Below are 13,679 nucleotides of genomic sequence, written 5' to 3' on the forward strand. Positions count from 1 at the left end.
CAGCGACCCCCCTGCGGAGAACCATTCTTTGCGAAGTTTTACTTGTGGCAGACGAAAATGAGAAGGTGGTCATGTCAAGGAATTCGACACGAAGCCGCCCCGGTCAGGCAATTCGGACATCCGGCGCCACGAAAGGGCGGCGCAGCACAGCAGGAATGTGGCGGAAATGTGTATGCGCCGCGTCGGAAAGCAGGGGCCGCCGGACGTGAGCCTGTGCGTACGAGCCGGCCTTCGGGCCCCGGCCGCGCGGGAGCGGGCCGCCGGCCGCCGGCCGCCGGCCACCGACGGTCGGTGGCCGGCGGTCGGTGGCTAGCGGCGGCCCCGGGATGCCTGCGGGCTATCGGCAGCAGGATGGTCGGACTATCGTTAGTTAGCGAAAGCTATCGAAGTACTCTCCGACTGGCGGCCCCCGGCCTGCCACTCACCTGGGGGCAGCGGTGGCGACGAAGATCCCGAACATCGGCAGAGGCAGGCGCGTCCGCACGGTCCGCGGGGCCGTGGCGGCGGACCATCCGCGGTACAAGTGGGTCGCACTCTCCAACACCACGCTCGGCACCCTGATCGCCACCATCAACGCCTCGATCGTCCTGATCTCCCTCCCCGCGATCTTCAACGGCATCGGCCTGGACCCGCTCCAACCCGGCAACGTCAGCTACCTGTTGTGGATGCTGATGGGCTACATGCTGGTCACCGCCGTCCTGGTGGTCACCCTCGGCAGGCTGGGCGACATCCACGGCCGGGTGCGGATCTACAACGCCGGCTTCCTGATCTTCACCCTCACCTCGGTGGCCCTCTCCCTCGACCCGCTGCACGGCGGGCCGGGCGCGCTGTGGCTGATCGGCTGGCGGGTGGTGCAGGCGATCGGCGGCTCGATGCTGATGGCCAACTCGGCCGCGATCATCACCGACGCGTTCCCCGCCCACCGGCGCGGCATGGCACTGGGGGTGAACATCGTCGCGGGCATCGCCGGCTCCTTCATCGGCCTGGTGCTGGGCGGGCTGCTGGCCGAGTGGAACTGGCGGTCGATCTTCTGGGTCAACGTGCCGATCGGCATCCTCGGCACGGTCTGGGCCTACCGGTCGCTGCGCGAGACCGGCGTACGGCGGCCCGCCCGGATCGACTGGTGGGGCAACGTCACCTTCGCCGTCGGCCTGACCGCCCTGCTCGCCGCGATCACCTACGGCATCCAGCCCTACGGCGGCCACACCATGGGCTGGACCAGCCCCTGGGTGCTGGGCGGGCTGTTCGGCGGTGTGGCACTGCTGATCGCCTTCTGCCTGGTCGAGTCCAGGGTCGCCGAGCCGATGTTCCCGCTGGCCCTGTTCCGCGACCCGGTCTTCGCCGGCGGCAACGCGGCCACCCTGCTGGGCTCGATCGCCCGCGGCGGCCTCCAGTTCATGCTGATCATCTGGCTCCAGGGCATCTGGCTGCCGCTGCACGGCTACGACTACGCCGACACCCCGCTGTGGGCGGGCATCTACCTCGTCCCGCTGACCGTCGGCTTCCTGGCTGCCGGGCCGGTCTCGGGCTACCTCTCCGACCGGGCCGGGGCCCGGCTGTTCGCCTCCGGCGGGCTGGTGGTGATGGCCCTGTCCTTCGCCGGACTGCTGCTCCTGCCCACCGACTTCGGCTACCCGTGGTTCGCCGTCCTGGTGTTCCTCAACGGCCTGGGCGGCGGCCTGTTCGCGGCCCCCAACACCTCGCTGATCATGTCGAGCGTGCCGGCCGAGGCCCGCGGCGCCGCCTCCGGCATGCGGGCCACCTTCCAGAATGCCGGCATGGTGCTCTCGATCGGCGTCTTCTTCTCCCTGATGGTGGCCGGCCTGGCCGGCTCGCTGCCGCACACCCTCACCGCCGGGCTGACCGCGCAGGGCGTGCCCGCCGCCGACGCGCACACCATCGCCTCGCTGCCACCGGTCGGCACGCTCTTCGCCGCGTTCCTCGGGTACAACCCGATCCAGCAGCTGCTGGGCCCGCACGTGCTCGGCATGCTCCCGGCGGCCAACGCCCGGACGCTGACCGGCCGGGAGTTCTTCCCGCAACTGATCTCGGGCCCCTTCCACGACGGCCTGGTCGTGGTGTTCTGGCTGGCGATCGCCATGTCGCTGGTCGCCGCGGCGGCCTCGCTGGTGCGCGAGCGGACCGGGCCGCGGCGCCCCCGCCGCCCCCGGCCGGGCGCGGGCGAGGCCGCCGGACGGCCCGGCGAGAGCCGGCCCGCACCGCACGGAAAGGCCCGCAGGCCATGACCGCGCGCGATGCCGCGACCGACGCCGACACCGACGCCGTGACTGACGCCGTGACTGACGCCGACACCGTGACCGACCCCGATGCCGATGCCGGGGCCGACACCGGGGCCGGGAGCCACAGCGGAGCCGGGGCCGGTCTCTCCGCCGAGGCCCTCGTCCGGCTGCGGCTGGCGATCGGCCGGCTCAACCGGCAGATGGCCCGCGCCTCCGGCGGCCAGGACCTCACCGTCGCCCAACTCTCCGCCCTGGCCCGGGTGGAGGTGCACGGCCCGCTGCGGCTCGGCGAACTCGCCGCGCGGGAGGGGGTGGCCGTGCCGTCCGTGCTCCGTACGATCGCCCCGCTGACCGCCGACGGCCTGATCGCCAAGACCCCCGACCCGCTGGACGGCCGCTCCCAGCTGCTCGAACTCACCCCGGCCGGCCTGGCGGCGATCACCCGGATCCGCCGGGAGCGCTCCGCTCTGCTGGCCCGCCGCAGCACGCGGCTCACCCCGCAGCAGTGCCGCCGACTGGAGGCGGCCGTACCGCTGTTGGAGCTGCTGCTGGACGATCCCGACGCGGCCTGCCCCGGCCAAGCCTGTCCCGATCCGTCCTCCCCCGACCCGGCCTGCCCAGACCCGCCCCGGCCCGGCCGGCGCGGCTCCGCCGGCTGAGGCAGCGCTGCTCGGGGCGCCTACGCCGTCTCGCGGAGGAATCCGGTGAGCAACTCGAAGGTCTCCTCGGGCCGCTCCAGGCCGGGGAAGTGGCCGGCCCAGGGCAGTTCGAGCCGGCGGGCGCCGGGGATCCGGGTCGCCAAGGAGTCGGCGATCTGCCGGAAGTCGTCCAGGTCGTGGCCGCCGGTCACGACCAGGCAGGGCACCGTGATCCGGGAGAGGTCCGCTTCGTCGTCGGTGGGGCCGACCTCGGCGTCCGCCTGCACCTCGAAGGCGCGCCGCTGCATCCGGCGGACGAGTTCGCGGGCCTCGTCGCCCGCCTCCGGGCCCAGCCAGCTCTCGACGTTGAGCTCGACGGCGCCCTCCACGTCCCCGGTCGCGAGGAGTTCCCGCTCCCGCGCGGCGAAGGCCATCAAGGCGTCACCGGCGACGTGCCCGGACGCCCCGGAGCAGAGCAGGGCCAGCGCGGTGACGGCCCCGGGGCGCAGCGCCGCCACGTCCATGGCGACCTTCCCCCCGTACGAGGCGCCGATCAGCGCGGCGCTCTCGACGCCCAGGTGGTCGAGGAGCGCCAGCACGTCCTGCGCGTCGCTGTACGGGGCGTCGGCCGGCGGCGTGTCGCCGAAGGCCCGGAAGTCGCCCCGGATCACCCGGTAGCCCGCGTCGACCAGCCCCTGCCACTGCGGGTCCCACATCCTCCGGTCGCACACGGACGAGTGCAGCAGCACCACGGTGGGGCGGTTGCCCGGCAGGTCATGAGATACGTCGTGGGAGAGGATCATCCGCGGATCGTATCGACGCCCCCGGGGGACGCCAACCGGTTTGGTGATCGGCGGGAGTAAGCGCTTTGGGCCGTTTCCGGGCTCTAGGTGGGTGAGGAGGTGCTCATGGGAGGCACGAAGACCGACCGGGACGAGGAGTTCCAGGCGTTCATCGTCGGGGCCTGGCCACGGCTGCTGCGGACGGCGTACCTGTTGGCCGGGGAGCAGTACGCGGCCGAGGACCTGGTGCAGTCCGCGGCGGAGAAGGCCTGCGCGGCCTGGGCGAAGGTGCGACGGGCCGGCGATCCGCACAGCTACGTGCGGCGGATCCTGGTGAACGAACACGCCCGCCGCTGGCGCCGCCGCGCGCCGGAGCTGCTGGTGTACGCGGTGCCGGACGAGGCCGGAGCGGAGGACTGCTACGCCCGCTCCGACCAGCGCGGCGCGCTGATGACGGCGCTGGCCGCCCTGCCGGCCCGCCAGCGCGAGGCCGTGGTGCTGCGGTACTGGGAGGACCTGAGCGACAGTCAGGCCGCCGAGGCGATGGGCTGCTCGGCCGGAGCCGTGCGCAGCCACGCGGCCAAGGGGATCGCGAGACTGCGGGGGGCCGCAGCGCTGAAGGAAATCAAGGGCATGACGAGCATCGGAGGTGCGGTATGAGCGCGGGCGGCAACGGCGGGACGGTCGGCATGGGCGCGGCGGGCGACGACGGCGACGTGTGGGTCGGGCTCGGCCTGGCTGAGGTGGCGGCCGGGGCCAAGGTCGGCCCGGCGCCGATGGCGGACATCATGGCGGGCGGCCGCCGGATCCGGCGCCGTCGCCGGTCGGTGATCGGCGCGCTCGCGCTGGCCTCCGTGGTGGTGCTGGGCGGCGGGACGATGGCGGGTCTGCACAGTTCCCCCGCGAGCAGCGGCACCCAGTCGCTCGTCCCGGCCAACGGCGGTCCCGGCGGCGGCACCGGGGGCGGTCCGGCCGCCCAGCCGTCCGGCACGGCGACGGCCGAGCGGGACCCGTTCACCCCGGTCCGGGTGACGCTGGCCCAGGGCAACACCCCCGACGGCAAGACGTGGAAGCTCTGGACGGCGCTCTGGCCGGTCGCCCCGAAGGAGCGGGCGTACGAGCAGGCGGTGGCCGTCTGGGAGGAGCGCCACGCCGTCGACTCCTCGCTCGACAAGCCGACGGAGGAATACGTCCAGCAGTACTGGCAGCCCAACGAGGACGTCGTGAACGACTACGTCACCCTGGACGGGGTGCGCCAGCCGTACGACAACGCGGGCAGCTACCCGGCGCCGGGCCACGTCCCCACGGGGATGGCCGACACGTTCAGCGGCGGCCTGCTGGGCGCCCGGGACAAGGCCGGCACGCCCGGTCCGCTCCCGATCAAGCTCGCCGTGATGGCCCTCGGCCCGGACGTCGGCAAGGTCCTGGTGACCTGGTCGGACGGATCGGTCATGGAGCCGTGGCTGAAGGCCGTCGGGGACTCCCCGTACCAGCGGCTGGTGGTCCCCGAGCAGCCGGGCAAGAAGGTGACGTCGTGGCAGTTCTTCGACAAGAACGGCGCCAAGCTGCCGGACGCCGGCGTGAAGATGCTGACCGAGTAGCGGTCGGCGCGACCGGCTGAACACGACCGGCTGAACACGACCGGCCGATCACGACCGGGCTGATCACGACCGCCCGACCAGGCCCGCGGGGCCGGCCCGCACCCCCGTCGGGCCGGCCCCGCGTCGGCGTGCGGGCGGTCGGCGTGCGGGGCGGTCGGTGCGCATCGCGGAAACGTGGGAGAAAGTGCTCCCCCGGTCGGGGGAGGTCATCGACGAGCCGCCCGAGCAGACTGGCGATCACACCCGGGGAGGACTTCCCGGCCTCCCCTTGATTGCACCGGAGTTGACTCGTGCGTGAGCAGATGTGGCAGCCGCTTTCCTCCCGGCCTTCTTCCCGGCGTTCGTCCCGGCTCTCCTCCCGGCGCCCGCAGGCCGGTCGGCGCGGGGTCGTCGTGGCGGCGGCGGCCGCGGTGGCCGTCGGCGTCATGACCGCGGGCACCGCCCTGGCACCGTCCACGGCAGCCGCCGCCCCCCGCCCGGACGCCGTCCAGCAGGGGCTGAACGCGCTGGTCCGTGACGACGGCCTGCCCGCCGCGCTGGCCGGCGTCCAGGGCCGTGACGGCCGCACCCGCACCTACACCGCGGGGGTCGGCGACGTCACCACCCGCGCGAAGGTGCCGGTCGACGGCCAGGTGCGGATCGGCAGCAACACCAAGACGTTCACCGCGGTGGTCGTGCTGCAGCTGGTCGGCGAGGGGAAGATCGGGCTCGACGAGCCCGTCGAGTCCTACCTCCCCGGCCTGGTCCGCGGCGACGGCATCGACGGTCGCCACATCACGGTCCGCCAGCTCCTCCAGCACACCAGCGGGCTCCCGGACTACGAGGGCTACATCGACGAACCCTCCATCCAGCACCGGTACTTCGAGCCGCGCGACCTGCTGGACATCGCCTTCCAGCACAAGGCCGACTTCGCCCCGGGGGCGAGCTTCAAGTACAGCAGCACCAACTACGTGCTCGCCGGCCTGGTCGTCCAGAAGGTCACCGGCCGCCCCATCGCCGAACAGATCGACCAGCGCATCATCAAGCCCCTCGGCCTGCGGCACACCTACTACCCCGCCCAGGGCGACCGGACCATCCGCGAGGCCCACCCCCAGGGCTACCTCAAGGACGCGACCGACGGGCACCTGATCGACTTCACCGAGCTGGACCCCTCCGCGGGCGGGGCGGCGGGCCAGATGATCTCCACCAACTCCGACATCAACCAGTTCTTCACCGCCCTCCTCGGCGGCCGCCTCCTGCAACCGGCCCAGCTCGCCCAGATGCGCACCACCGTCCCCATCGGCGACAGCGGCGCCGCCTACGGCCTGGGGCTCATCAGCCGGCCGCTGTCCTGCGGCGGCGTGTACTGGGGCCACGGCGGCGACATCCCCGGCTACGAGACCCGGGGCGGGGCGACGGACGACGGCCGCGCCGTCAACATCGCGGTGACCACCGTCCCGCCGGACGCCGCCGGCTCGGAGCACGTCGAGAACGTCGTGGACACGGCCCTGTGCCGCTGACCGAAGTCCGGTGAGGGAGTGGGAAGTCGGCTGGGCCGACTTCCCACTCCGCCTTTCCACCCCGCTCAGGTTCCGTGCCGAGACGGAACAGCCCTAGCCTCCGTGTTTCGGTTCGCGTCGGCTGATCTGGGGTGATCCCTGTGTCGAAGGTCGCGGAGCTGCCGTCGGATGTTGGGCATGCCGAGGGCCCGGCGCGATGGCCGGGTGCTCCTGGGTCCTGGGTCGTTGGTGGTCAGGGGCGGCTTCGTCTGTCAGGTGGCCGGTCGGGGTAGTGCCACCAGGCGGCTGAACGCCGCGGTCAGTTCGTGACGCCAGGGCCAGGTGGCGGCGATCCGTAGGCGTAGGCGGCGGGCTCCGCGCGTGATCCGGGCGGCAGCGTGCAGAAGGCGGTAGCGGAGCTTCTTGGGCTCAGCGGTGGCCAGCTCGCCGTCCAGCAGCAGGGTTCGCGTCCAGGCCAGCAGGTCGATCGCGGTCAGGGAGAGTTCCAGCCAGGCCTGGTTGATGGCGAAGTGGCGGGAGGGGAAGCGGCCGAAGCCGGTGGTCTTGCCGCAGCGGATGTGGTCCTCGACCCGGGCGTGAGCCCGGTGGCGGACCTCCAGGTACTGGATCGAACCGCCGCCGGCGAGGGGCGTATCGGTGAGGAAGACCTGGTGGCGCATGCCTTCGTCCTGGTCGAACAGCGACAACTGGGCGCCCGGATGGGGACGCTCGCGGCGGACGATGATGCGGGTGCCGTCCGGGTATCCGGTGAGGTCGACCAGGCCGGACAGCTCAGCGACCTCGGCGCCGGCACGAAGGGCCCCGTCCTGCTCCAGTGCGGGATGCCAGACCTGGCCGGGCAGGACTCTGATGGCCTTGCGGACCTGTTCGGTGACGGCGTGCCCGACGGAGAAGGTGGTCTGGATCCCGCGTTGTCGCAGGGCGCGTAGGTGGGCGAGGAAGGCTTTCGCGCTGCCCGCGCTGCCCGCGCTGTCGGCGCGGATGAGGACCGGGGTGCCGTGTCGGTGGGCGTCGGGAATCTGCGAGAGGGCCTGGTCGAGGACGGTGATGTGGTCGGCTGCGGTGTTCGCCCCGGCGTTGCCCGGCCGCAGGACGCCCGCGAGGGCCTCACCGGTGTTGTCCAGGAAGCAGAGCATCGGGTGGTAGCCGAAGCCGCGTTTGTAGGTGGCGGCGGACTGTTCCTTCTCGGAGTGGCAGGTGACCAGGGTGGCGTCGATATCCAGGACCAGGCCCGGTAGTTCACGCCCTCCGGCATGTGATGGGGGTATGGGGTGGCCGGTCTCGTCCGCTTGCAGCCAGGCGACCTCGCGGGTCCTGGCCCTGGCTGCCCGCAGTGCGTTCAGGGCGGCGGCGTCGATACCGGCCAGCACTCGCCAGGCGGTCGGGGCGGAGGCGACGGGGCCGAACACGTCGCGCTGGTCGCGCAGCACGGCCAGATCGGCGATCGCCTCGCCTCCGTCGGCGAGCATCACCGCCAGGTCCACCGCGACGCGGCCGGGATCATGCCCGGTCCCGCGCGGCCGCAACCGGTGCAGGGCACCGCTGAAGGCGCTGGTCAGCGAGGTGGCGTCGGCCAGATCCGCGAGCAGGCGCGAGCCGGCGTGATTGACCACCCCCTGCCCGTCGGCGCTGACGACGAGCTTGGGCCGTGACCGGGTAGTGTGCACGCAGAAAGTGCCTTCCTGCTGGAACGACTGGGACCTTAGACAAGCCTCATCGTTGCAGCTCAGAAGGCACTTTCGCTTTTCCGATCATGATCCGGACGCGACCCCGGATGAAACGCGCAGGCTAGAGCTGCGTGAGGCCGCCGTCGACGAGCAGTTCCGCGCCGGTGGTGAAGGAGCTCTGGTCCCCGGCCAGGTAGAGGGCGGTGGCGGCGACCTCCTCGGGTCGGCCGACGCGACCGAGCGGGGTCGTGGCGACGGCCTGATCGACCTGGGGGGACGCGGCCCGCAGCTCGTCGGCGCCGGGGGTCGTGACCGGGCCCGGGGTGAGGGCGTTGACCCGGATGCCGCGACCGGCGAGTTCGGTGGCCCAGGTGCGGGCGAGGCTGCGGATCGCGGCCTTGGTCGCGGCGTAGACGCCCAGGCCCGGGACGCCGCGCAGGGCCGCGCTGGACGACAGCAGGATCACCGAGGCGCCGGCCGACAGCAGCGGGAGCGCCTTCTGCACGGTGAAGACCGTGCCCTTGAGGTTCACGGAGGTGGTGCGGTCGTACTCCTCCTCGGTGATCTCGCCGAGCGGGCCGAAGTCCCCGAGGCCTGCGTTGGCCACGACGATGTCGAGGCGGCCGCCGCGTTCGGTGATCTCGGCGAAGAGCCGGTCGAGGTCGTCGAGCTTCGACACGTCGCCCCGGACGCCGATGCCCCGGCTGCCGACCTGCTCGACGGCGGCCGCCAGTTCGGCCTCGCGGCGGCCGGTGAGGTAGACGGTCGCCCCCTCGGCGGCGAAGCGGCGGGCGATGGCCAGGCCGATGCCGGTGGAGGCGCCGGTGACGAGGGCGGTCTTGTTGTCCAGCTGTCCCATGAGATTCTCCGAATCTTGACGTAACTATTCTTGTTACATTTTTGGGCGCAAAAACCGGCTCAGAAAGCACTGCCACGGCCGAGGCTAGGCGGCCTTCAGTACATCGCGCAGCACATCCTCCAGCGTGGTTCCCGACAGCTCCCGGCGGAGGGTGGCCTCGATCCCGTCGTAGACGGCGGCCATCACCGGGGCGATGCCGTGGCCCACGACGCACTCGGGGTCGGGTGCGGCGGGGTGCAGGGCGAAGATCGGCCCTGGCTCCACCGCCCCGTAGACGTCGAGCAGGGTGATCGCCGACAGGTCCCGCGACAGCGTCCAGCCGGCCCCGGCACCCCTTCGCGAGTCGACCAGGCCCGCCTTGCGCAGCTGGGCCAGCAGGCGGCGGATCACCACGGGGTTGGTGTTGACGCTCGTCGCGATCTGCTCGGAGGTGGCGACCTCGTGACCACGGCGCTGGTACAGCCCGATCCAGGTCAGGGCGTGCGCGGCGACCGTCACCCTACTGTTCGCGCTCATGCCGCCCATCACCCCTTTCCATGTCGTAACTGTAATAGTTACATCGTCCGGCGGCAAGCCTCGGTGGGGTCGAGCAGGAGGTACTGGCCGGGCGCAGCGAACTCGTCCGGTTCAGGAGCAGCCACTCTCAACGGCGCACCGCCTGAAGAGCGGTGGGCCGTCTGCGAGCCCGGGTGAGCCGGCGGTACGCGAGATGGACCGCGAGGCCCAGCAGGGCCATGACGACGGACGCCACCAGTGCGACCACATCGAGCGCGTTCCGGCCCAGCGAGTTCCAGAATCCGATGCTCGAAGCAAGGGCGGCGACGTCCGTGTGCCGGGGGTCGTACACCACCGCCACGGTGTCGCGGGCCTTGACGGTGTCGGTGACGTAGGCGAGCCGGGTCTCGACGGACGCCCCCTCGGAGGTCGTGAACCGCACCCGACAGTGGGAGTTGCCCGCCGGGTTGTCCTGCGGCGCGCTCACCTCAGTGCACTCGGTGACGACCGCCGGCACGTGAACGCCGCGACTGCGGAGAGCCGACGTCACCCCCGTGTCGTGCGGTATCAGGTAGACCAGGCTGAGGACGAACAGCAGGACCCCCAGGCCGATCATGGCGAGCGAACCGTTCCGCACGGTCCGGCCGTGGTCCGGCGCGTTCTCCATCGGTCCCCCCGGTGTCGGCCCAACTCCCCACGTGCGCTCACGCTACCCGCACCCACCGACACCGGCGGTGCGCCGGAACACCGGCCGCCGGCAGCAGGGCGCTCGCAGCCGCGCGACCTCTCCGATGCTCAACGGCACCGCTTCATCGACCTCATCGGCGCGCATGCGCCCCACTGTCGACTCTCCCACGGTGGGAGAGCCGAGACGGGCACGGGCACCGGGCTCGTCAGGAGCCGGCCAGGATAAGGGGATCCGGTCACCCCGGTGGCAGTTCCGCCAAACAGCACACACCCGCTGTGAGCGGACTGGTACGTTCCGCGCATGGACTTCAACGCCGTTGCCAACTCGTTCGTGCCCCACTACTACAACACCTTCGACTCCGGCATCTCGGGTCGCTCGAACCTCAACAGCCTCTACCGACCCGAGTCGATGCTCACCTGGGAGAACGCCCAGGTCCAGGGGCAGCAGAACATCCTCGCGAAGCTGACGACGCCCGAACTGGCCACGGTCAAGCACAAGGTGAACACCACCGACGCACAGCCCGCCCCAGGCAACGGCGTACTGGTCACCGTCACGGGCAGCCTCGTCATCGACAACGCCTTCGACAAGCCCCTGCAGTTCGCCGAGACGTTCAACCTGCAGCCGATCCCCGGCCAGCCCGGCGGCTTCTTCGTCCACAACCAGATCTTCCGCCTCATCTTCGCCTGAGCCACCCAGGGTCCGGGGCTTGCCGTCGGCTTCCCGTTCGACCGGGCGAAGTCCCGGACCGGCGCCACGACTTGGAGGAAGGGTGCACCTGCGCGAGCTGCGGCCGGGCGACGCCCACGCCGTCCGCCGCATCTACAGCGGCAGGTCGGTCGCCGACCTGTGGTTCGGCCAGATGACCGCCGCCCAGGCCCACGACTACGTACGCGAAGCCCGGGAGGCCGACACCCGCCGGCCGCGCACCGCACGCGTCCTCGGCATCGACGTCCACGACGACCTGATCGGCGTCGTCCGGCTCCGCATCACCGGCCACACGGGCAGTCTCAGCTACATCCTGCGCGAGGACGCCTGGGGCCACGGCTACGCCACCACAGCGGTGCGCCGATTCCTCGCCCACCACCGCACCCCACGGGTCACCGCCGAGCACCGCGTCGGCAACCCCGCTTCGGGAAGGGTCCTGGTGAAGACCGGCTTCGTCGTGACCACCGTGACCGACGAGATCGTCCGCTACGAACTGGGCTAGCGGCTGCCCCGCCACCTCCGACTCCCCGGGGCCAGCGCCGGGCGTGACGCGGACCTTTGCCGTGTGTTTATATTGAACAATGGTTCAACCAAAAATCGGACACCACCCCCGTGCCCCGCACGCCTGAGGCCTCGGCGGCCGTCCGCGAAGCGACCCGCGCCAAGATCCGGCGCGCCGCCGTCCTGCTCATGGCCGAACAGGGCTACCGCGCCACCACCCTGCGCCAGGTCGCCACCCGGGCCGGCGTCGCCGACGGACTGCCCTCCCGCTACTTCGGCAGCAAGGACGGCCTGCTGATCGACATCGCCGACGGCTGGCGCGAACGGACCCGCGCGGCGCTCGCCGCCCAGCCGGCCGACAGCCCCGCCGCCACCCTGCAACTCCTGGTCCGCTCCGCCCTGCTGGGCCTGGACGCCGCCCCCGAGGAGGTCGAGGAGAGCCGGGCCGTCTCCGCCCTGCTCGCCGACCCCGAAGCCCGCGCCGTCCTGGTCGCCGCAGGCGCCGACCTCGCCTCCGCCGACCTCTTCCAGGCCCTGGACGAAGCCCTGGCGGCCTGCCGCGTCCCCGACCCCGCCGCTGCCCGCCTGCTCCTCCTCGCCGGCATCCGCGGCGGCCTCACCCTCTCCGCCGAGGACCCGGCCTTCCCGCTGCGCGACCTGGAAGCGGCCCTGCTCGCCCACATCCTGCCGACGGCCTGACCCCACCCCATGCTCCGAAAGGCCCCGCCATGACCGCCGAAACCGACATCCGCCCCTACCGCATCGCCGTCGAACAGCACCAGCTCGACGACCTGCGCGACCGCCTCGCCCGCACCCGCTGGCCCGACTCGCCGCCCGCCGCCGACTGGGACTACGGCGTCCCGCTCCACTACCTCCAGGACCTGGCCGAGTACTGGCGGACCGGCTACGACTGGCGCGCGCACGAAGCCAGGCTCAACACCTTCCCGCAGTACACCACCACCCTCGACGGCGCCAACGTGCACTTCCTGCACGTCCGTTCACCCGAACCCGACGCCACCCCGCTGATCATCACGCACGGCTGGCCCGGCTCGGTGGCCGAATTCCTGGACATCCTGGGCCCGCTCACCGACCCCCGCGCCCACGGCGGCGACCCGCGCGACGCCTTCCACGTGGTCGCGCCCTCCATCCCGGGCTACGGCTTCTCCGGACCGACCGGCCAACTCGACTGGGACTACCGGCGTGTGGCACGCGCCTGGGCCGAACTGATGGACCGCCTCGGCTACCCGCGCTACGGCGCCCAGGGCGGCGACTGGGGCTCCGGCATCTCCCGCGAACTCGGCCTCGCCGCCCCCGCCCGGGTCATCGGCGTGCACGTCAACACCTCCCCCACCTTCCCCACCGGCGACCCGTCCACCCTCGACGCCCTCGACCGCGAACGGCTCGACACCTGGGCCCGCCACCAGGCCGAAACCTCCGGCTACACCGCCGTCCAGGCGACCCGCCCGCACACCGTCGGCTACGCGCTCACCGACTCACCGGTCGGCCAACTCGCCTGGATCGTCGAGAAGTTCCGCGAATGGACTGACTGCGACGGCGGCGTTCCCGAAGGTGCCGTGCCCCGGGACCACCTCCTCACCAACGTGATGCTGTACTGGCTGACCGCCACCGCCGGCTCCTCCGCGCGGCTGTACAAGGAGTCGGCCCGCAACGGCTGGACCGAGGCCGCCCCCTCCACCGTCCCCACCGGCATGGCCGTCTTCCCCCACGACATCACCCTGCCGGTCCGCGCCTTCGCCGAACGCATCGACAACATCGTGCACTGGACGGAGTTCGACCACGGCGGCCACTTCGCCGCCCTGGAACAGCCCGACCTGCTGGTGGCCGACATCCGGACCTTCTTCCGCGCCCTGGCGTGACGCCGGCCGTGGTTGGTCGGGACGTCGGGATCGGCGGTCGCGTGCAGCACGTACCGGCGTAGAGGTAGCTCTCGAAGATCTGCTCCGGCGTTCGGGACGCGGCCGCAACCCGGGACTCGGACAGGCC

The 13,679-nt window shown here is 72.0% G+C and carries 14 protein-coding genes; 9 read left to right on the plus strand and 5 right to left on the minus strand.

Annotated features, from left to right (window positions below; translation table 11 throughout):
* Positions 1–497: 497 nt before the first annotated feature.
* Positions 498–2,246, plus strand: a complete 1,749-nt coding sequence (locus tag ACIO9K_RS02020) for an MFS transporter (protein ID WP_363616430.1) — start codon at positions 498–500, stop codon at positions 2,244–2,246.
* Positions 2,243–2,899, plus strand: a complete 657-nt coding sequence (locus ACIO9K_RS02025; RefSeq protein ID WP_400326130.1) for a MarR family winged helix-turn-helix transcriptional regulator — start codon at positions 2,243–2,245, stop codon at positions 2,897–2,899. Before ACIO9K_RS02020 ends, ACIO9K_RS02025 begins: the two co-directional genes overlap by 4 nt.
* Before the next feature lie 20 nt (positions 2,900–2,919).
* Here the strand turns inward: ACIO9K_RS02025 and ACIO9K_RS02030 are convergent, their stop codons facing one another.
* Entirely contained in the window at positions 2,920–3,681 is a 762-nt protein-coding gene (locus ACIO9K_RS02030) for an alpha/beta fold hydrolase (RefSeq protein WP_400326133.1), read from the minus strand.
* 105 nt (positions 3,682–3,786) lie between these two features.
* On the opposite strand from ACIO9K_RS02030, the gene ACIO9K_RS02035 reads away from it, so the two are divergent.
* From ACIO9K_RS02035 to ACIO9K_RS02045, 3 genes are all read left to right on the plus strand, one after another.
* Complete coding sequence (locus tag ACIO9K_RS02035) at positions 3,787–4,320, plus strand: SigE family RNA polymerase sigma factor (protein ID WP_363579599.1); 534 nt, start codon at positions 3,787–3,789, stop codon at positions 4,318–4,320.
* Positions 4,317–5,261 carry a hypothetical protein gene (locus ACIO9K_RS02040; RefSeq protein WP_363616424.1) on the plus strand — a complete coding sequence of 315 codons (945 nt, stop codon included), beginning with the start codon at positions 4,317–4,319 and terminating at the stop codon, positions 5,259–5,261. The genes ACIO9K_RS02035 and ACIO9K_RS02040 overlap by 4 nt, the downstream gene beginning before the upstream one ends.
* Positions 5,262–5,653: 392 nt before the next feature.
* Positions 5,654–6,760: a serine hydrolase domain-containing protein gene (locus tag ACIO9K_RS02045; protein ID WP_400326643.1), complete on the plus strand. Its 1,107-nt coding sequence runs from the start codon at positions 5,654–5,656 to the stop codon at positions 6,758–6,760.
* Positions 6,761–7,011: 251 nt separating this feature from the next.
* On the opposite strand, the gene ACIO9K_RS02050 is transcribed toward ACIO9K_RS02045, so the two are convergent.
* From ACIO9K_RS02050 to ACIO9K_RS02065, 4 genes are all read right to left on the minus strand, one after another.
* Positions 7,012–8,427 carry an IS1380 family transposase gene (locus ACIO9K_RS02050; protein WP_400326136.1) on the minus strand — a complete coding sequence of 472 codons (1,416 nt, stop codon included), beginning with the start codon at positions 8,425–8,427 and terminating at the stop codon, positions 7,012–7,014.
* A gap of 121 nt (positions 8,428–8,548) precedes the next feature.
* The gene (locus ACIO9K_RS02055) at positions 8,549–9,286 is read right to left on the minus strand and encodes an SDR family oxidoreductase (RefSeq protein ID WP_363624450.1); all 738 of its coding nucleotides are present in this window, start codon (positions 9,284–9,286) and stop codon (positions 8,549–8,551) included.
* An 84-nt stretch (positions 9,287–9,370) separates the two neighbouring features.
* Positions 9,371–9,802 (minus strand): Rrf2 family transcriptional regulator, encoded by a 432-nt coding sequence (locus ACIO9K_RS02060; protein WP_400326140.1) that lies wholly within the window; start codon positions 9,800–9,802, stop codon positions 9,371–9,373.
* A 127-nt stretch (positions 9,803–9,929) separates the two neighbouring features.
* Positions 9,930–10,448, minus strand: coding sequence for a DUF3592 domain-containing protein (locus ACIO9K_RS02065; protein WP_400326143.1), 519 nt, complete (start codon positions 10,446–10,448; stop codon positions 9,930–9,932).
* A 321-nt stretch (positions 10,449–10,769) separates the two neighbouring features.
* Between ACIO9K_RS02065 and ACIO9K_RS02070 the strand changes: the two genes are divergently transcribed.
* The 4 genes from ACIO9K_RS02070 to ACIO9K_RS02085 all read left to right on the plus strand — a co-directional run bounded on the left by ACIO9K_RS02070 (position 10,770) and on the right by ACIO9K_RS02085 (position 13,552).
* Complete coding sequence (locus tag ACIO9K_RS02070) at positions 10,770–11,156, plus strand: nuclear transport factor 2 family protein (RefSeq protein WP_363624446.1); 387 nt, start codon at positions 10,770–10,772, stop codon at positions 11,154–11,156.
* Positions 11,157–11,238: 82 nt separating this feature from the next.
* On the plus strand, positions 11,239–11,676 hold the full coding sequence (locus ACIO9K_RS02075) for a GNAT family N-acetyltransferase (protein WP_363624444.1): 438 nt from the start codon (positions 11,239–11,241) through the stop codon (positions 11,674–11,676).
* A 110-nt stretch (positions 11,677–11,786) separates the two neighbouring features.
* Positions 11,787–12,374, plus strand: coding sequence for a TetR/AcrR family transcriptional regulator (locus tag ACIO9K_RS02080; protein ID WP_400326147.1), 588 nt, complete (start codon positions 11,787–11,789; stop codon positions 12,372–12,374).
* A 29-nt stretch (positions 12,375–12,403) separates the two neighbouring features.
* Complete coding sequence (locus tag ACIO9K_RS02085) at positions 12,404–13,552, plus strand: epoxide hydrolase family protein (RefSeq protein WP_363624441.1); 1,149 nt, start codon at positions 12,404–12,406, stop codon at positions 13,550–13,552.
* Positions 13,553–13,679 lie beyond the last annotated feature (127 nt).

Source organism: Kitasatospora sp. NPDC087271 (assembly GCF_044744605.1).
Lineage (GTDB): Bacteria > Actinomycetota > Actinomycetes > Streptomycetales > Streptomycetaceae > Kitasatospora.

Bases quoted from the DNA above. Each gene is read 5' to 3' on its own strand.
- ACIO9K_RS02025 (WP_400326130.1), top strand. From the start codon at position 2,243: ATGACCGCGCGCGATGCCGCGACCGACGCCGACACCGACGCCGTGACT.
- ACIO9K_RS02030 (WP_400326133.1), bottom strand. From the start codon at position 3,681: ATGATCCTCTCCCACGACGTATCTCATGACCTGCCGGGCAACCGCCCC.
- ACIO9K_RS02035 (WP_363579599.1), top strand. From the start codon at position 3,787: ATGGGAGGCACGAAGACCGACCGGGACGAGGAGTTCCAGGCGTTCATC.
- ACIO9K_RS02040 (WP_363616424.1), top strand. From the start codon at position 4,317: ATGAGCGCGGGCGGCAACGGCGGGACGGTCGGCATGGGCGCGGCGGGC.
- ACIO9K_RS02055 (WP_363624450.1), bottom strand. From the start codon at position 9,286: ATGGGACAGCTGGACAACAAGACCGCCCTCGTCACCGGCGCCTCCACC.
- ACIO9K_RS02060 (WP_400326140.1), bottom strand. From the start codon at position 9,802: ATGAGCGCGAACAGTAGGGTGACGGTCGCCGCGCACGCCCTGACCTGG.
- ACIO9K_RS02065 (WP_400326143.1), bottom strand. From the start codon at position 10,448: ATGGAGAACGCGCCGGACCACGGCCGGACCGTGCGGAACGGTTCGCTC.
- ACIO9K_RS02070 (WP_363624446.1), top strand. From the start codon at position 10,770: ATGGACTTCAACGCCGTTGCCAACTCGTTCGTGCCCCACTACTACAAC.
- ACIO9K_RS02085 (WP_363624441.1), top strand. From the start codon at position 12,404: ATGACCGCCGAAACCGACATCCGCCCCTACCGCATCGCCGTCGAACAG.